Below are 20036 nucleotides of genomic sequence, written 5' to 3' on the forward strand. Positions count from 1 at the left end.
TAACCTTATTTTACCACCAACTGTGTAGTTTGCTTACCCCGTTGCTCTACAAGCACCTCATAACCATTTAGTACGGATTTTACAGCCTCTTCAGTAAAATGTCTCACCGTGTATAGCGAAACCTCTTCATGACAAACCACTTTGAACTTTTTTTCCAATTCTGTTAACACTGCGGAAAGCCCACCAAACTTGTTATCTAAACAAACAGAAAAGCTAATGGCGGAGTTCTGAATCAAATCTACTTTTAAACGATGTTCATGAAATAATTTAAACAACTCGCTTATATTGTTTTCTACAATAAAAGAGAAATCTAATGAAGATAGCTTTAAAAGAACTTGGTTTTTCTTAACGATAAAACACGGTACTTCTGGCTCAATTTTTACCCCTTTACCTACGGTTGTACCCGGTTCTTTTGGGTTAATAAAGGATTTTACATGCAATGGAATTTCCTTGCGCTGCAATGGCTGTAGCGTTTTGGGGTGTATTACCGAGGCACCATAGAATGCCAACTCAATAGCCTCTCTGTAATTTATTTTATTTAGTAATTGGGTTTCTGTAAAGTGTCTGGGATCCGCATTTAATACGCCGGGCACATCCTTCCAAATGGTAACAGATGCTGCATCTAAACAATACGCTAAAATCGCTGCGGTATAATCAGAACCTTCCCTACCTAAAGTTGTGGTAAAGTTATTTTCATCGCTCCCTAAAAAACCTTGGGCAATGTTTAACTTAGACTTATCCACAGTTGTTTTAACCGCTGCCTCGGTTTTTTCCCAATCTACTTGGGCATCTCTGTAACTGTTATCCGTTTTTATTAACTCCCTTACATCTAGCCATTGATTGTCTAAACCAACTTCTTTAAGATAAGCACTAACTATAGTAGTAGAAATTAACTCTCCGTAACCTACTACTTGGTCATAAACAAAGGCATATTTTGGCGACTTGTTCCAGATTAAGAATCCTTTAACCTCTTCAATAAGCCTGTTCACCGCGTGGTGCACCTCATGGTTCTTAGCTTCAAATAGGTCGTTTAGTATTGTTTTATGATAGGTTACCAATTCTTCAATGGCCGCATCCATATCGGGTTTATCATTAAAGTAACCGTTAACTACACGCTCCATAGCATTGGTTGTTTTGCCCATGGCAGAAATTACCAATAGTGTGTTGGTATGCCCAACCGTTCTTAGAACATTAACTACATTCTTAACACCCTCGGCGTCTTTTACAGAAGCCCCACCAAACTTAAAAATCCTCATATATTTTGTATCATCGTCCTACTTTTAGGACTATACGTTAAAGTAATTGTCTATTGCATCTTTGCGTAGGTGCACCACATCCCAATCTCTCTTAACATCTGCACCTTTGCTTTTATAAAATCGTATGGCCGGGCTATTCCAATCTAAAACCTCCCAACTAATACGCCTAACTTTTTTCTCTTGACCGTAAGCTACTACAGCATCTAGTAATAAGGTACCAATACCCTTACCTCTGCTAGATTGGGTAACTATTAAATCTTCTAAGTGTATTATAGGACCTTCCCAAGTAGAGTACCGTGGATACACCAAAGCCATACCAACAATCTCCTCACCTTCTTGGGCAACAAAACAGTGGTACAAGGGTTTTTCTCCAAAACCTGCAGTGGCTAATTCTTCTTCCGTAACATTTACCGCATTGGGTTCCTTTTCAAAAATGGCCAATTCCATAATTAATTTATAAAGACTTGGCACATCTGCTTTTGTAGCTGTTCTGATAATTGTTTCCATATTGTTGCAAATAAAACAAATAGTTATAATACTTCACAACATGGAACGCTCGAAAACGTTGTAGTTTCACAAAATGTACGATATTTGCCTTTAAATAACACAACAGACATCCATGTTCCAAAAGAAACACCTAACCATGGGCGAGTTCATCATCGCCAATCAAAACTCCTTTAAATACACTTCTGGCGAACTATCAAGACTGCTAAACGGCATCCGTTTGGCGGCCAAAGTAGTAAACCATGAGGTTAACAAAGCAGGCCTAGTAGATATTACTGGAGCAGCCGGTGAAACCAATATTCAAGGCGAAGACCAACAAAAACTTGATGTGCTGGCTAACGAAAAGTTTATCCAAACATTAAAAAATCGTGAAATTGTTTGTGGTATTGCTTCTGAAGAAGAAGATGATTTTATCACCATCAATAGTTTTGACGAAAATCACCAAAATAAATATGTGGTTCTTATAGATCCATTGGATGGTTCGTCTAATATAGATGTAAACGTTTCCGTAGGTACAATTTTTTCTATATACCGTAGGGTTACCCCAGTAGGCACACCTGTGACCATGGAAGACTTTTTGCAGCCAGGCAACAAACAAATTGCCGCAGGCTATATCATTTATGGCACATCTACCATGTACGTGTACACAACTGGGCATGGCGTAAATGGTTTTACCCTAAACCCGGCTTTAGGCACATTTTATTTAAGTCACCCAAACATGCAATTTCCAGAAGATGGTACTATTTACTCTGTGAACGAAGGTAATTATGTACACTTTCCGCAAGGGGTAAAAGACTATATAAAGTACTGTCAAAAAGAAGAAGGAGACAGACCGTATACCTCCAGATACATTGGTTCTTTGGTTTCGGACTTTCACCGTAATATGATTAAAGGTGGTATTTATATGTACCCACAAACCAGCAAAGCTAAAAATGGAAAGCTACGTTTATTGTACGAGTGTAATCCTATGGCATTTTTGGCAGAGCAAGCCAATGGTAAAGCAAGTGATGGTACACAAAGAATTATGGATATAGAACCTACAGAGCTACACCAGCGTGTACCTTTTTTCTGTGGTAGTAAAAATATGGTAGAAAAGGTCGAAGAATTTCTCCGACCTTAGAAGTTATAGATAGGGCTATTTTCTTGCCATTACATATTGGTAATCCTCAAAAGAGATTTTACCAGAAAATAGCTCTATTGATTTTTTTATGATTACTTCAGACTGTTCAGAGGTAAATCCTAGTCCTAATGCATAACGCTTAACCATTCGGTGCTGTGATTCGTCCATCTCATTATTCGAAAAGATAATTTGAAAAAAGTCGTGAAGTCTTTTTAGACGCTTCTCTGCGCTATGCGGCGTCTCTATAGGATACTTATTCTCTTTATCCAAGATTTCGGCATACTCCGCATCACTTATATGCAATCTAAAAGCAAACTTGTCCAAAACAGCTTTTTCTTCCGGATTAATTTCTCCGTCCACAGAAGCTAATGTAGCTAAAGTAGCAAAGTGTGCTACTTCTTTTCTTCTTTCTCCGTGCTCGTATAAATCTATAATTGGCATCTTCAAATTTTTGTTCCGCAAATATAGTTTTTATGGATAAATGCCACAGTACGAAATGCTAGAAAGAATTCGTAAATTCACACTGCTATGAAAAAACCCTTATTGGAATTTACGGACCGAGGCATTTACTGCCATCCGGCAAAGGTGTATTTAGACCCTTGGAAACCGGTAGACAAAGCTTTGATTACCCACGGCCATGCAGACCACAGCCGCTGGGGCCACCAACAATACATTACCCATAACAGTAACGTGCCTATTATAAAACATCGGCTAGGAGACATCAATGTTTCTGGAGTAAACTGGGGAAAACCCTTTACCGTAAACAATGTAAAATTCACCTTTTACCCTGCTGGGCATATTATTGGCTCTTCCCAGATTAAGGTAGAACACAAGGGAGAAATTTGGGTGTTTACCGGGGATTATAAATTAGAAAACGATGGCGTAGCCACGCCTTACGAATCCGTAAAATGCCATAGTTTTATTACCGAATGTACCTTTGGCCTACCTGCTTTTTTATGGCGGCCGCAAACCGAAGTTTTTACGGATCTTAACAACTGGTGGGCCCAAAACAAAGCTAACGGACAAACCTCTATTCTTTTTGGCTACTCCCTGGGTAAGGCACAACGACTGCTAAAGCATTTAGACCCCAACATTGGCAAAATTTATACCCATGGTGCCATTGAAAATATGACCGAAGTATTGCGGCCATTAGTAGATTTTCCAGAAACCGAATTGATTACAAGAGATACCAAAAAGGAGGCCATAAAAGGCAATTTGGTGCTAGCGCCGCCTTCTGCCCACGGTAGCACGTGGATACGTAAAATGGTGCCCTTTGTTACGGCATCTGCCAGTGGTTGGATGGCCTTTAGGGGTGCACGCCGTAGACGCGCTATAGACAAAGGTTTTGTATTGAGCGACCATTGCGATTGGCCATCATTACTCAAAGCGATTAAAGACACCGGGGCAGAAAAGGTAATCTGCACCCACGGTTATACCGATATTTTTTCGAAGTACTTGCGCGACTTAGGGTATGATGCCCGTACAGAAGCTACACAGTTTGAAGGAGAAAATGCCGAAGTGAACGCAGAACCGGAAACTCAAGAATCGGTATGAAGCACTTCTCTCAACTTATAAAAACCTTGGACGGCACCAATAAGACCAATGTAAAAGTGACTGCCTTGGCCAATTATTTCACTTCCGCACCAAACCAAGACAAAGTTTGGACAATAGCCATTTTGTCTCATAGAAGACCTCCGCGACCTGTAAATACCACATTGTTGCGCGAATGGGCTTCGGAGCTAGCGAATATTCCGCTGTGGCTTTTTGAGGAAAGCTACCATATTGTGGGTGATTTGGCAGAAACCATTGCCCTAGTAGTACCTTCTGACGAAACCGCGACAGACAAGTCATTAACCCAGTTTCTACAAGAAATGATTTGGCTTAAAAAACAGGAAGATGCGGATAAAAAAGCCTACCTCTTTTCCAATTGGAAACAATTGGATTACTACGGCCGTTTTGTATTTACCAAACTCATTACGGGGGGCTTCCGTATTGGGGTAAGTCAAAAATTAATGACCCGAGCTTTGGCGAAAGCTACCGGTATAGATGAGGATATCCTGGCTTATAAATTAATGGGAAATTGGGACCCAAACACCATCAGTTTCCAAGATTTGGTATTGGAAGAAAAGGCAAGTGATTTCCTTTCCAAACCCTATCCTTTTTATTTGGCATATGCCTTGGAAGATGAACCCAAGGATTTAGGTGATGTTACCCAATGGTCTTTTGAACACAAATGGGATGGCATTCGAGCACAAGTGATTCTTCGTAACAATGAATTTTTTGTTTGGAGCCGTGGCGAAGAATTGGTAACGGACAAATATCCGGAGTTTGAAGCGTTTGTGGGTATAATTCCCAACGGTACCGTTTTAGACGGTGAAATTCTACCCTATCCTAATGGGGAGATTGGCACTTTTAACGATTTACAAACCCGTATAGGGCGCAAAACCGTGTCCAAGGCGTTGCTTAAAAAGACTCCTGTTGTTTTAAAAGCTTACGATTTGTTGGAATGGAAAGGTAAGGATTGCCGAGAATTACCCTATTTAGAAAGGCGAAAGCTTCTAGAACAACTGTACAGTCAAGTAACCTCAGCTAACGAAATACCTTTATTGCTATCCCAAAAAATGGCCTTTACCTCATGGGAAGAAGTAGCCGCGGAAAGGGAAACGTCCAGAGAAAAACGCAGTGAAGGCCTCATGCTAAAGAAAAACGATTCGCCCTATTTGGTAGGCCGTAAAAAAGGCGATTGGTGGAAATGGAAGGTAGACCCATTAACCATAGATGCGGTACTCACCTACGCCATGCGCGGTCATGGTAGGCGCAGTAACCTGTTCACGGATTATACTTTTGCCCTTTGGGACAAAAATGAAGAAGGCGAAAAAGAGTTGGTCACCTTTGCAAAAGCCTACTCTGGGCTTACAGATGCAGAATTCCGAAAAGTAGACGCCTGGATAAAGAAAAATACCTTGGAACGCTTTGGACCAGTACGCAGCGTAACCCCACATCATGTTTTTGAAATTGCCTTTGAAGGCATAGCACTATCCAAAAGACACAAAAGCGGTGTTGCCACAAGATTCCCAAGAATTTTACGCTGGCGCCAAGACAAAAAAATTGAAGAAGCCAATAGCTTGGAAGATTTAAAAGCTTTGATACCGAATGGGGAGGGATAAGTTAAATAAGCTGATTACGAGACGTAATTCCGAGCAAAGCGAAGGAATCTGTTTAAAATACTAACAAATAGCTATTAATGCCCGGGTATTGTTACATCTTGACAAATAAAAATAAGACCGTTTTGTATGTTGGCGCAACAACTGATTTACAACGGAGAATAAGTGAACATAAAAATGGAAAATACAAAAACGCATTCAGCAAACGATACAATTGTACCTGGCTAGTATATTTTGAAAAGTTTGATATGGTTAAAGATGCATTTGCAAGAGAAAAACAACTTAAAGCAGGAAACCGAAAACGAAAAATAGATTTAATAAATTCGATAAACCCAAAGTGGAACGACTTAGCTTTAGAATGGAGGGATAGTGAAGAATAGGCCTTTGCTTCGCTTAGTAAAATAGAGGGATTGCTTCGTCGCTTCGCTTAGTAAAATAGAGGGATTGCTTCGTCGCTTCGCTTAGTAAAATAGAGGGATTGCTTCGTCGCTTCGCTCCTCGCAAAATATGACCCAAAAAGAATTATTCCATATCGCCCAAGATTGGTTTCAGCAGCAAGGCTGGAAACCCTTCCCGTTTCAAAAAGAAACCTGGAAAGCTTTTCTGGCGGGCAAACACGGCCTGCTCAATGCACCTACCGGCAGTGGAAAAACCTATGCGCTTTGGTTTCCCATCGTTCTAAACTACATCAAACAAAATCCGGATTACAAGAACAAACATAAAAAAGGATTAAAGGCCATTTGGATAACACCGCTACGTGCCCTTTCTCAAGAAATAAAGCAATCCGCAGAACGCATTACGGAAGATTTGGGTACCCAGATGACGGTAGGTATCCGTACAGGAGACACCAGTACCAAGGAGCGCGCCAAGCAACGGACAACAATGCCAGATTTGCTGATTACCACACCAGAAAGTTTACAATTACTACTGTCTTCCAAGGATTATAAAAAGATTCTTAAAAACTGCTCTGCCATTGTGGTAGACGAGTGGCACGAACTTTTAGGAACCAAACGTGGTATACAAATGGAATTGGGCCTTAGCCGACTTAAAACTATCTGCAAAGATTTACGTATTTGGGGCATTTCTGCAACCATTGGCAATCTGGAACAGGCCAGACAAGTGTTACTGGGCCCTACGAGTCCGGAATTGGAAAATTCGGTTATGGTACGTGCCAACTTACAAAAGAAAATTACTGTAAAAAGCATCATTCCCAAAACAATGGAAACCTTTCCGTGGCGTGGGCATTTAGGTTTGCATTTGTTAGACGAAGTGGTCCCCATCATCAACAATAGTAAAACCACTTTACTATTTACCAATACCCGCAGTCAATGCGAAATTTGGTTTCAGAAAATCTTGGAAAAGTATCCGGAATTCGCTGGGGAAATGGCTATGCACCACGGCAGTGTAAACAAGGAAACACGTTTGTGGGTAGAACAGGCCATCCGTAACGAAAGCTTAAAAGCTGTGGTTTGTACTTCCAGCTTGGATTTGGGTGTAGATTTTGCCCCTGTAGAAACGGTAATACAAATTGGTGGCCCCAAGGGCGTGGCTCGTTTCTTACAACGTGCAGGGCGTAGTGGACATCGACCCGGCAAAGAGAGTGTTATCCACTTTTTGCCTACACATGCCATGGAATTGATAGAGGCTTCTGCTCTACAGGTGGCCGTTAAGGAAAATGCGGTGGAGGACCGCCTACCCTACCTCAACAGTTATGATGTGTTGTTGCAATACCTAACCACTTTAGCAGTTTCGGATGGATTTTACCCTGAAGAAATCTTTCCTGAAATTCAGCAGACCTTTTGCTACCAGGGCATCACGGAAGAACAATGGCAATGGCTCTTAAATTTCTTGGTCATGGGCAGCCAAAGCCTAAGCAGCTATGACGAATACAAAAAAGTGGAAGTAGAAGCAGACGGTAAGTTTAAGGTAAACAATAGAGGAGTAGCTATGCGGCATCGATTTCAAATTGGGACCATTGTTGGCGATGCCACCATCAGCATTCGTTATCAAAAAGGAGGCTATATTGGTTCTATTGAAGAATATTTTATTTCTAAATTAACGCAAGGCGATGTTTTTACTTTTGCGGGTAGAAACTTAGAATTCATTCGAATTAAAGGCATGCAGGCCCACGTGCTAAATTCGAATAAAAAAACCAACAAAGTACCCAGTTGGATGGGCGGCAGACTTAGTTTTAGTGCCCAAATGTCCGAATTGCTTCGCCAAGAACTTTATAAAGCTGCTGCCGACGAATTACAGGGGGCGGAATTGAAATCACTACAACCTATTTTTGATAAGCAACGTCAAGAAAGCAAAGTCCCCAAACCGGACGAATTTCTCATAGAAACATTCAAAACCCGAGACGGTTACCATCATATTTTTTATCCTTTCGAGGGTCGTGCAGTACACGAAGCTATGAGTAGCCTACTTGCCTATCGCATCAGTTTATTGAGCCCAATTACCGCCTCATTAGCCTTTAACGATTATGGTTTTGAGATGCTAAGCGACAAACCAATCGATATACAAGCGGTTCTGGACAATGATTTATTTACCACGGATTATATGCTGGCCGATTTACAAAAGAGCCTGAACAGCAACGAAATGGCACGGCGTAAGTTTCGTGATATTGCGGTAATCAGCGGAATGGTTTTTACCGGCTATCCAGAGAAAGGGGTAAAAATGAAGCATCTACAAAGTAGTTCGCAATTGTTGTTTGATGTTTTTCGGGATTACGAGCCAGATAACTTGTTGTTTCAACAGGCATTTACAGAGACTTTTGAACATCAATTGGAAGAAGGCCGTTTACGCTTGGCATTGGAACGCATCGCGCAGCAAAACATTATTTGGAAAAATTGCGAAAAGCCTACTCCCTTTTCTTTTCCTATCATCACCGACCGATTGCGAGAAAAACTATCATCAGAAAAACTGGCAGACCGTATTAAGCGTATGACTCGCATGCTTACCAAATAACGGTTCGCCTATGTGTTAAAATTGTTAACCTAACCTTAATTTTTAGCACACCTCTACAACACAAAAACGCTGCACCTTTAAGCGCTTTTTTATTCTAAAACCCACTATATGAAAAAAAATTACGCGCTACTATTTTTAGCAACCCTCTTTTTTGGTTTTAGCGGCCTAGCCCAAGACCTAAGAATTACAGGGGTAATAGACGGCCCACTCAGCGGCGGACTACCAAAAGCGGTAGAACTTTATGCCGTTAATAATATTGCCGATCTTAGTATTTACAGTCTTGGCTCTGCCAATAATGGCGGAGGCACGGATGGCGAAGAATTTGTTTTTCCGGTAACCAGTGTAACAGCGGGTTCTTTTATTTATATAGCTTCAGAAGAGGTACAATTCGCTTCCTTTTTTGGTTTTACTCCAGATTACGTAGATAGTACAGCGAATATAAATGGAGATGATGCTATAGAATTATTCTACCAGGGCACTGTAATTGATACCTTTGGCGATATCAACACAGACGGAACTGGGCAACCTTGGGAGTACCTAGACGGATGGGCATATCGTAAAAGTGATACCGGCCCAGATGGGGCAACATTTGTATTGGACAATTGGACGTACAGTGGCCCTAATACCTTAGATGGACAAACAAGCAACGCCAATGCGCCATTGCCTTTTCCTACGGCATCTTATGGAGGTGGTCAAGTAGATCTCATTACCAATCCTACTAATTTCAACAGTGCTGCCACAAGTACTACCGCTATAGATTTGTCATGGACGCTAAATGCAGAAAATGACGCTGTTCTAGTCGCAGTTTCTACTACAGGCCCTATCACTGCCACTCCACAGGACGGTATTCCTTACCTACCCGGAGAACAATTAAGCGATGGTAGTACCATTTTACTTTCTGGAAATAACAGTAGTTTTAATCATGGAGGTTTAATACCTAATACATCGTACTACTACAAAATTTGGTCGGCTTCCGACAGTTTTGAGTATTCTACTGGAGTAACTACTACTGCTAAAACTCAATCTGACAGCCCAATAAGTGCAAACCTTATTATTACAGGCGTTTTTGACGGGCCGCTTTCTGGCGGCGTACCTAAAGGGGTAGAATTATATACTACCGCTGCCATTGAAGATTTATCTAGCTATGGTTTGGGTTCTGCCAATAACGGTGGTGGTACAGACGGACAAGAATTTACTTTTGATGCGGTTCCCGTACCTGCTGGTACGTTTATCTACGTGGCTTCAGAAACTGATGGCTTTATCAACTTCTTTGGATTTGAACCCGATTACACCACAGGTGCAATGGGGATTAATGGCGATGATGCTATAGAATTATTTTTAAATGGTGATGTTATTGACGTTTTTGGCGATATCAATATCGATGGCACAGGTACAGCTTGGGACCATGTAGACGGTTGGGCGTATCGTAAAGACAATAGCATAGCTAATGGTGGTTCTTTTGACCCAAGCAACTGGATATTCTCAGGAACCGATGCTTTAGACGGCAGCACGGATAATTCCACGGCAACTACACCGTTCCCTACTAAAGCTTTTGGACCCGATTTATTAATTACTGGGGTTATAGATGGCCCACTTTCTGGCGGCACGCCAAAAGCTATGGAATTGTATGCAAGAAATACCATTGCTAATTTAAGTAGCTATGGTGTTGGTTCTGCCAACAACGGTGGCGGAACTGATGGGGAAGAATTTACTTTTCCGGCGGTAAGCGTAGCTGCAGGAACTTACATCTACATAGCTTCTGAGACCGATAATTTTACCGCCTACTTAGGCTTTGCACCAGATTATACTTCTGGAGCCTTAGCAATTAATGGGGATGATGCCGTTGAACTATTTTACAACAATGAAATTATAGATGTTTTTGGGGATAGCAACACAGATGGTACAGGACAAGCATGGGAGTATTTAGATGGATGGGCCTACCGTAACACAGGTACATTAAATAACGGTTCTTTTGTTTTAACCGATTGGAGTTTTAGTGGCACCAACGCTTTGGATGGCACCACTAGTAATGCCACAGCAAGCATACCTTACCCTGCTAAAACCTATGCTGGTGACGGTGGCGTGGATGAAAATCCAGATGTAATTAGCATTAGCGAAGCACGAAATGCCGCAGAGGGCACTTTGGTTACCGTTACTGGCGTATTAACCGTAGCGGACGAATTTGGTGGTTCTGCATACCTACAAGATGCTACTGCGGGTATTGCCATTTTTGACCCTCAAGTTCATGGCGAAGGGCTTTTCCAGATTGGAGACAGTATTACCGTTACCGCAGTTCGTAGTTCGTTTAACGAACAATTACAATTAGGGCCGGTTACCTCGGTAAGCGCGAACGGCACACCTACAGAACCCATTATTCCAGCATCGATAACCATAGACCAATTAGGGCAATATGATGGACAGTTAGTAAGAATCAACAATATTACCTTCCCTAGACCAAATGATTTATTGTTTGGCAATAGCAATTACCAACTTACAGATGCGAGTGGTACTGGCGAAATGCGCATAGACAATGACGTAACCGCATTAGTTGGTTTGGCACAACCAGAAAATTGTGGAGAAGTTATTGGAGTAGTTGGTAAATTTCGCGATATCTATCAGTTGCTACCAAGACAACGCACCGATTTGGCCTGTGCGCAACCGTATGAGAATCCACCTTTGCCTATACCAGTAGACCTTGCCAGTACTTTAGAAATTACCACGTGGAATATAGAATGGTTTGGAGATGACAGTAATTCTCCGGCCGCCGGTACTCTTAATTCAGATGCGATACAAAAAGACAGTGTTAAGACCATTATTCAGCAATTAAACCCTGATGTTTTAGCCGTACAAGAGATAGCAGATGAAGCGCTGTTTACTACAATGGTTAACGAATTGGACGGATACAGCTACATACTTTCTCCAGCCGTATCTTATCCAGACGATACATCTGGCAACCAACAAAAAGTAGGTTTTATTTATAAGAACAGTACGGTAAGTATTACGGATACCAAGGTGTTACTAGAAAGTGTACATCCCTATTACAATGGCGGTGACACATCATTCTTAAACGATTATCCTAGTACTCCAGACCGCTTTTATGCCAGTGGCCGTTTACCGTTTATGATGTCTACCCAAGTAACTATTGATAGTACGGAGGTTGCTTACGATTTTATCGTACTACACGCTAGAGCAAACAGTAGTAACGGACCGCAAGAACGTTATGATATGCGTAAGTATGATGTTGAAGTACTTCGCGATAGCTTAAACCAATACTACCCTACTAACAATTTAGTTTTGTTAGGCGATTTTAATGATGATGTGGACGAGACGGTTGCAGATGGTATTAACACCACCGTTTCTAGTTACGAAGCCTATGTAGCAGACGCTACCAACTTTGATGTACTTACAGATGTTTTAAGTGAACAAGGTTTTAGGTCTTATGCATTCAGAGAAAACATGATAGACCATATTTTGGTTTCTAATGAAGTGGCTCCTAATTATATTGAGCAATCTGCCCGTGTGCATTACGAATTTTACGATGGGGATTATACCAGCACAGCATCGGACCACTTCCCTGTTTCTGTGCGTATGCTTATTAAGCCACTAAGTTTGGAGCAATTGGCAAGTACAGATATTAGTTGTTTTGCTGCTGCCGATGGTACAGCAAGTGTAAACGTATCTGGTGGTGCGGCTCCCTACACCTATGTTTGGAGTAATGGCGCTAGCACACCAAGCGTTTCTGGATTAGAAGCTGGCGACTATACCGTTACCATTACAGATGCGCTTTCTGCTAGCGTGAGTACCAGTTTTACCCTCATGGAGCCAGCGGCTTTAGACGTGATTACTACCGAAGACGTTAAGGTTTTTGTTGGTTATAATGATGCCAATTGCACTACCCTTAGCGTTCTGGAAACTATGGGTGGCACTGCACCCTACAACTACCTGTGGAATACGGGTGAAGCTACAGAGCAAATACATGTTTGCCCAGAAGAAACCACCACGTATAGCGTAACGGTTACCGATGCCAACGGTTGCGAAACCATTAAAGATATTACGGTAACTGTAGAAGACGTGAGTTGTGGCAACAACTACAGAAACCCTAAAGTTACTGTTTGTTTTAAAGGCAGAAGCCTTTGTGTTTCCAAAAGAGCAGCAGCACGTTTATTGGAAAAAGGAGCTACTTTGGGTAGTTGTGAGAATGTACCCCCTGTAGCGCAGGTAATTACCGCGAGTCCAAATCCGTTTAGTTCTTATACCCAAATAAACTTTAGCACACCTACTCAAGAACGATACTATGCAGTTGTTTTTAATAGCTACGGACGTGTGGTATACCGAACTTGGATAAGAAAAGGATGTCAAAGTCAAAAACTATACTTAAATTACCTTTACAAAGGCATCTACTTTTTAAATATTTATGAAGGTAGGGAGGTAGTAGAAAGCATTAAATTGATAAAAGAATAGCATACACACTTTCCAGATATTAAGTAACGCCCGGCATAATGCTGGGCGTTCTTTTTTTGGCTCGTATCTTTGCCACCCTGATTCTTGCAGTTGCTCAATGAAGATTACTATTTTAAATCAAACCTTTACTTTACATCCTTTTGGGGCACTTTTCTGGCACGAAAAGTCGTGCTTATTTATAAGCGATGTGCATTTGGGAAAGGTATCTCATTTTAGAAAATTTGGCGCTGCAGTACCAAAACAAGCGGTACACCAGAATTATGTATTGCTAGATGAAGTCATCCAAACATTTCAACCTTTTGAAATTTGTTTTTTAGGCGATTTGTTCCATTCTTCCTTAAACAAAGAATGGTTGTTATTTGAAAATTGGGTAGCAAAGACTCCGGCTAAAATCACACTAATTACTGGAAATCACGACATCATTGCTCCAGAAAAGTTTGAAGCGTTGGGCATTGAATTGCATGAGGAGTTGCTCTCGGAAGGATTGCTATTGACGCATCTCCCAGATGAAAGAGAAGGCTACTACAATTTTTGCGGGCACATACACCCTGCGGTTAAATTAAAGGGGTTTGGGCGGCAACAGCTTAAACTCCCCTGCTTTTATAAAACGGACAAGCAACTCATTCTACCTGCATTTGGAGAGTTCACAGGAACGTATGTTTTGACACCCAAACCAGAAGACGAAGTTTTTGTATTGGCAGACCAACAAGTGATTAAAGTATAGCCAAAAAGACACCTTTTTATAGCAATCCAGACCAACAAAGCACTGCTATTTCCTTAATTTTCCAGACTAAATTGGCACCGATGGTAAAACGACTAACAATCATAAATGCATTATCCGTAGTATTGGTACTATTGGTTAATGCACTTTCTCAAATTTATCGCTTAAACAATACTACTATTGGTGAGGTTAGCGCCAAATACGACAACCTTTTTACGCCGGCCGGTTATGCCTTCTCTATTTGGGGCATCATTTTTTTTAGCTTGATTGCCTTTTCGGTTTTTCAGATTAGACGGGCGTTTTTTAGCAAAAAGACAGATGAGTTTATTTTACAAACTGGCTTTTGGTTCGCTTTAGCCAATTTACTAAATGCGAGTTGGGTAGTAGCTTTTAGCTATGACTTTGTTGGACTCTCCGTACTTATCATGCTCGGAATTTTGGTTTCCTTGATTCAGATAATAAGAAATACGGATATGGAATGCTGGGATGCTCCCATAGAAATTATCGCTTTTGTATGGTGGCCCATTTGCTTGTATTCTGGTTGGATAACGGTGGCTACCATCGCTAACGTTTCGGCCTACTTGACCAAATTGGGTTGGACCGGTGGTCCACTTTCTGAAGAAACATGGACTATTGTTATGATTGTTGCTGCGGTAAGCATCAACCTACTTATCATTCTAAAAAGAAACATGCGAGAATTTGTCTTGGTAGGTGTTTGGGCATTGGTGGCTATTTACATTCGCCATAAAACCACTATGACAAGCATCGCATTTACTGCTTTAGGTGGTGCAATTATCTTATTTATTGCGACAGGAATCCATGCTTATAAAAATAGAGCCACAAGCCCGGTAGAAAAATGTAAAGAACGCTGGGGCTTAAAATAACTACACCATACTTTTAGTATCATACACCCAAGATGGGTAAGAAAATATAGTGCCCTGTAAATCGTCCTCCGTCATTTTATGATTTATCGCCAAGGCAAAAGTATTAATAGTCTCACCTGCATCCGGACCCAAAAGGTGTGCGCCCACAATTTCTCGTGTACGCTCATTCAATAAAATTTTATAAGCGTATACTGGAGCGTTCCATCGTTTAGCGTTAAACCAACTGCTAGCATCACCAGACTTTACAATTACATTTTTATAGCGCTTTTTAGCTTCTTCTTCGCTATACCCCACAGAAGCCAAATTGGGTAAGGTGAATACTGTAGAAGGAATAACCGGCACATTTATTCGTTTTTTGCTGTTTTTGATGATGTTTTCTGCAACCACATAGCCTTCCCTACCCGATAGCGGGGTTAAGGGCACGTTACTATCTGCCACATCACCACAGGCATACACCATATCATTACTTTTACTTTGGAGAAAGGTGTTTACTTCTATACCATTTGCATTAAAATCTACCCGACCTTTTTCCAAGTCTAACGCTTTTAAAGCAGGTACCCTACCCGCCGTATTAAATACCATCGCGGTTTTTAAATGGTACTTTTTATCGCCTTGCTTATAATAAACTTTATAGTTCTTTTTTAGTTTTTTTACGGCGCTTGCCTTGGCATTCATGATAAATTCAATTCCCAAGGTTTTAGAGTAAGCCACCAAACGCTTCACTAAGTCTTGATCAAACGTTTTTAAAGGCAACGCTCCAGAATCTATGACCGTTACTTTTGCCCCTGCTCTGGCGGCTATATGCGCAAACTCCATCCCCACATAACCACCACCTATAAACACCAATTTTTCCGGGAGTTCTTTAAGGTTAAGAAAGTCGTCACTAGTTTTTAAATGTTTGCTCCCGTCTATAGGCAAATTAATAGGTTCTAAACCCGTTGCAATCACAATATGGTTTGCCTTAATCATCTTACCTTCTACGGACAAGGTATTCCTATCTAAAAATTTGGGCGATTGATGGTACAGCGTTATACCGGCTTCTAGTAATTTTTCTTCGGTTGCTTTGGGTACGGATTTGGTAAACTTACGCTTAAACTTCTGAAGTTTTTTCCAGTTCACATCCATTTTCCCCTCTAAACCAATACCTTTTAATTGCTGTATTTGCTGTAATGCCTCGGTAGCCGCAAGTAGTACTTTTTTAGGGTCGCACCCTCTATTGGCGCAAGTACCACCAAATTCGCGCTTATCAGCAATGGCTACTTTGAGGCCAGTTTCGGCGCAACTCGTAGCCACGGTTTGCCCCGCTATGCCACTTCCTATTACAAACACATCAAACTTTTTAGCTTCCATATAAATACGGTATTGGTCTCTTCTAAATTTACAAAAAGAGAATTTAGGGCAAGGTGTTCATTTTTAGCGTCAAGGACTAACGCATTTCCATTAAAAATGGATGGCATCGATTTAGGAACGATGCGTATCTTTGCAACTCAAAAAAAATTAAAGGATTGACCAAAGCGTCCGTACTTCAGCTATTTGAACAGTCTCCTACCCTTAGGAAACTGCAAAACACTATTACCCAAGATTCCGCATCGCCCTTAAAAACTACCGTACAAGGCCTAGTAGGTTCTTCTCTCTCTTTTGCCCTAGCCAACACTTTTAAAACAGCAGAAAAGCCATTTTTAGTGTTGCTGAGCAATAAGGAAGAGGCCGCCTACGTACTTAACGATTTAGAACAACTACTAGGCGATAAGGATGTACTGTTCTATCCAGGCAGCTACCGCAGACCCTACCAAATAGAAGAAACAGATAATGCTAATGTACTCCTGAGAGCAGAGGTACTAAACCGCATTAACTCCCGTAAAAAGCCAGCATTAATTGTTACCTACGCCGATGCCCTTTTTGAAAAAGTAGTTACGCGTAAGGAACTGGAAAAAAGCACGCTTAAAATTAAGTTGGATGACACGCTATCTTTAGATTTTTTAAACGAAGTACTATTTGAGTACAAATTTAAACGTGTAGACTTTGTTACAGAACCCGGAGAATTCTCTGTGCGTGGTGGTATTGTAGATGTCTTTTCTTTTAGTCATGATAAACCGTACCGACTAGAATTTTTTGGAGACGAGGTAGATAGCATCCGCACGTTTGATGTGGAAACACAATTGTCTACGGATAAGGTGAATAAAATTACCATTATCCCGAACGTAGAAAACAAAACCTTACAAGAAAGCAGACAAAGCTTTCTAAAATACATAGCCAATAACACCGTAATTTTTGCCAAAGACCTGCCTTTGGTCTACAATCGCATTAATGAAAATTTTGAGCGTGCGGAAGAAAGTTTCAATAAACTAGGCAACGAGGTAAAACGCGCTACGCCAGATGAACTTTTTGCCAGCAGTGCATTGTTACAGGAACAATTGCATCAATTTAATCTGGTTCAATTGGGCCAATTAAATGCCAAGGATACCGAACAGACGGATATAATTCAGTTTCAAAATAAGCCGCAGCCTACCTTTAATAAAAAGTTTGAACTGCTCATCAATAACCTGAACCAAAACCATAAAGACGGTTTTGTTAATTTTATTTTCTGCGCAACGGAGCAGCAAGCCAAGCGTTTTGAAGATATTTTTAAAGACATGGAAGAAAAGGTACACTACCAAGCGGTAGTGACTCCAATATTCAATGGCTTTATAGACCAAGAACTAAAACTAGCTTGTTATACAGACCACCAGGTTTTTGAGCGTTACCATAAATTCCACCTAAAGAATGGCTATTCTAAAAAGCAGGCCATCTCTTTAAAAGAACTCACCAAATTAGAGGTGGGCGATTATGTAACCCATATAGACCATGGTATTGGCAAGTTTGGTGGCCTACAAAAAATTGATGTTGAGGGCAAAAAGCAAGAAGCCATAAAATTAATTTATGGCGATAGGGATATTCTTTACGTAAGCATACATTCTTTACATAAAATAAGCAAATACAACGGCAAGGATGGTGCACCGCCCAAGGTGTTTAAATTAGGTTCTGCCGCTTGGAAAAAACTGAAGCAAAAAACCAAGAGCAGGGTCAAGCACATTGCATTTAACCTTATAAAACTATACGCCAAAAGACGTACGGAAAAAGGATTTCAATATGCACCGGACAGCTATTTACAGCACGAGCTAGAAGCCTCTTTTATTTATGAGGATACGCCAGACCAAGCAAAAGCCACAGAAGATTTTAAAAAAGACATGGAGAGCGAGCGCCCTATGGACCGCCTTATCTGTGGGGATGTTGGCTTTGGTAAAACCGAAGTTGCCATAAGAGCAGCTTTTAAAGCGGTGGACAATGGCAAACAAGTAGCCGTATTGGTGCCCACCACAATTCTGGCTTTTCAGCATGCCAAGACTTTTAGAAAACGACTAGAAGAGTTTCCGGTGACCATAGACTATCTTAACCGATTTAGAACGGCCAAAGAAAAAAGAAACATTCTGGAACGTTTAGAAGCTGGGCAGATAGATATTATCATTGGAACCCACCAATTGGTAAACAAGAATGTAAAATTCAAAGATTTAGGATTACTTATTGTAGATGAGGAGCAGAAATTTGGTGTAGCCGTAAAAGATAAATTAAAGGCGATAAAAGAAAATGTAGACGTGCTAACCTTAACGGCGACACCCATTCCTAGAACCTTGCAGTTCAGTTTAATGGCAGCCAGGGATTTGTCTGTAATTACCACCCCACCACCCAACCGTTATCCTATAGAAAGCAGGGTTGTAGGACTAAACGAAGAAGTAATAAGAGATGCCGTTTCTTACGAGATTTCTCGCGGCGGGCAAGTATTCTTTATCCATAACAGAATAGAAAATATAAAAGAGGTAGCAGGGATGCTACAGCGCCTTGTACCTGATGCCAAAATTGGTATTGGGCACGGACAAATGGATGGTAAAAATCTAGAAGAACTCATGATTTCTTTTATGAATGGTGAGTTTGATGTGTTGGTTTCTACTACCATTATTGAAAGTGGATTAGATGTACCCAACGCCAATACCATCTTTATCCATAATGCCAATAATTTTGGATTGAGTGATTTGCACCAAATGCGTGGTCGTGTAGGGCGAAGCAACAAAAAAGCGTTCTGTTATTTTATTACCCCTCCGTACGAATCTATGACTCCAGAAGCCCGAAAACGTATTGAAGCCTTGGAACAGTTTACAGATTTAGGTAGTGGATTTAATATTGCCATGAAGGATTTGGAAATCCGTGGAGCTGGCGATTTATTGGGTGGTGAGCAAAGCGGATTTATCAACGAAATTGGATTTGAAACCTACCAAAAAATTCTTTCTGAAGCTATAGATGAGTTAAAAGAAAACGAGTTTAAAGAGCTGTATGATGAAGTTGAAGGCAACGACCGTAAAAAAGTCTATGTTAAAGAAACTACTTTGGATACCGATTTTCAGTTGTTATTCCCAGACGAGTATATCAATAACATTACGGAGCGTTTAAACTTATACACTAAGTTAAACGAAACCACCAACGAAATCGAGTTACAGCAATTTGAACAACAATTAAAAGACCGTTTTGGCGACCTACCAGACGAAGCCGTTGACTTGTTGAATTCTGTACGGGTAAAATGGATTGCCAACAAAATTGGCTTGGAAAAGGTAGTGATGAAAAAAGGCAAATTTGTGGGGTACTTTATTGCCGACCAGCAATCCGATTTTTACCAAACCACAGCCTTTACCCGTGTGTTGCAATATGTACAGACCAATCCAAACAAGGTAAAACTGAAAGAAAAAGAAACCAGAAACGGTTTGCGCCTTCTTTTAACCATGGATAAAATTACCAATGTAGAGGTTGCCTTACGTATTCTACAGCCTTTAGCTAATTAAGTTGATGGTTGATGGTTGATGGTTGATGGTTGATGGTTGATGGTTGATGGTTGATGGTTGATGGTTGATGGTTGATGGTTGATGGTTGATG

Annotated in this window: 13 protein-coding genes; 9 read left to right on the plus strand and 4 right to left on the minus strand. The window is 40.9% G+C overall.

From position 1 onward, the window contains the following. Positions 1-5: 5 nt before the first annotated feature. Positions 6-1256: an aspartate kinase gene (locus ACXAGS_RS10190; protein ID WP_474906519.1), complete on the minus strand. Its 1251-nt coding sequence runs from the start codon at positions 1254-1256 to the stop codon at positions 6-8. Positions 1257-1286: 30 nt separating this feature from the next. Further along, entirely contained in the window at positions 1287-1763 is a 477-nt protein-coding gene (locus ACXAGS_RS10195) for an N-acetyltransferase family protein (protein WP_474906520.1), read from the minus strand. Positions 1764-1875: 112 nt separating this feature from the next. Between ACXAGS_RS10195 and fbp the strand changes: the two genes are divergently transcribed. Continuing rightward, on the plus strand, positions 1876-2880 hold the full coding sequence (fbp, locus tag ACXAGS_RS10200; RefSeq protein ID WP_474906521.1) for a class 1 fructose-bisphosphatase: 1005 nt from the start codon (positions 1876-1878) through the stop codon (positions 2878-2880). Positions 2881-2895: 15 nt separating this feature from the next. On the opposite strand, the gene ACXAGS_RS10205 is transcribed toward fbp, so the two are convergent. Beyond that, positions 2896-3321, minus strand: a complete 426-nt coding sequence (locus tag ACXAGS_RS10205) for a tellurite resistance TerB family protein (RefSeq protein ID WP_474906522.1) — start codon at positions 3319-3321, stop codon at positions 2896-2898. An 87-nt stretch (positions 3322-3408) separates the two neighbouring features. Between ACXAGS_RS10205 and ACXAGS_RS10210 the strand changes: the two genes are divergently transcribed. From ACXAGS_RS10210 to ACXAGS_RS10240, 7 genes are all read left to right on the plus strand, one after another. Beyond that, entirely contained in the window at positions 3409-4434 is a 1026-nt protein-coding gene (locus ACXAGS_RS10210; protein ID WP_474906523.1) for a ligase-associated DNA damage response exonuclease, read from the plus strand. Continuing rightward, positions 4431-6047: an ATP-dependent DNA ligase gene (locus ACXAGS_RS10215; RefSeq protein ID WP_474906524.1), complete on the plus strand. Its 1617-nt coding sequence runs from the start codon at positions 4431-4433 to the stop codon at positions 6045-6047. The genes ACXAGS_RS10210 and ACXAGS_RS10215 overlap by 4 nt, the downstream gene beginning before the upstream one ends. Positions 6048-6124: 77 nt before the next feature. Further along, positions 6125-6424 carry a GIY-YIG nuclease family protein gene (locus ACXAGS_RS10220; RefSeq protein ID WP_474906526.1) on the plus strand — a complete coding sequence of 100 codons (300 nt, stop codon included), beginning with the start codon at positions 6125-6127 and terminating at the stop codon, positions 6422-6424. 127 nt (positions 6425-6551) lie between these two features. Continuing rightward, positions 6552-9011 carry a ligase-associated DNA damage response DEXH box helicase gene (locus ACXAGS_RS10225; protein WP_474906528.1) on the plus strand — a complete coding sequence of 820 codons (2460 nt, stop codon included), beginning with the start codon at positions 6552-6554 and terminating at the stop codon, positions 9009-9011. Positions 9012-9119: 108 nt separating this feature from the next. Continuing rightward, a complete protein-coding gene (locus ACXAGS_RS10230; RefSeq protein WP_474906530.1) occupies positions 9120-13472 on the plus strand; it encodes an endonuclease/exonuclease/phosphatase family protein in 4353 nt (1450 codons plus the stop codon). Positions 13473-13569: 97 nt separating this feature from the next. Next, positions 13570-14196, plus strand: a complete 627-nt coding sequence (pdeM, locus tag ACXAGS_RS10235) for a ligase-associated DNA damage response endonuclease PdeM (protein ID WP_474906532.1) — start codon at positions 13570-13572, stop codon at positions 14194-14196. A gap of 80 nt (positions 14197-14276) precedes the next feature. Continuing rightward, the gene (locus ACXAGS_RS10240) at positions 14277-15077 is read left to right on the plus strand and encodes a tryptophan-rich sensory protein (protein WP_474906535.1); all 801 of its coding nucleotides are present in this window, start codon (positions 14277-14279) and stop codon (positions 15075-15077) included. On the opposite strand, the gene ACXAGS_RS10245 is transcribed toward ACXAGS_RS10240, so the two are convergent. Then, positions 15078-16427, minus strand: a complete 1350-nt coding sequence (locus ACXAGS_RS10245) for a dihydrolipoyl dehydrogenase family protein (protein WP_474906536.1) — start codon at positions 16425-16427, stop codon at positions 15078-15080. A gap of 155 nt (positions 16428-16582) precedes the next feature. Here ACXAGS_RS10245 and mfd point away from each other — a divergent pair, with 155 nt between their 5' ends. Continuing rightward, positions 16583-19945, plus strand: coding sequence for a transcription-repair coupling factor (gene mfd, locus ACXAGS_RS10250; protein WP_474906538.1), 3363 nt, complete (start codon positions 16583-16585; stop codon positions 19943-19945). Positions 19946-20036: the final 91 nt, after the last annotated feature.

This window comes from Croceivirga sp. ABH4_376 (assembly GCF_056160685.1).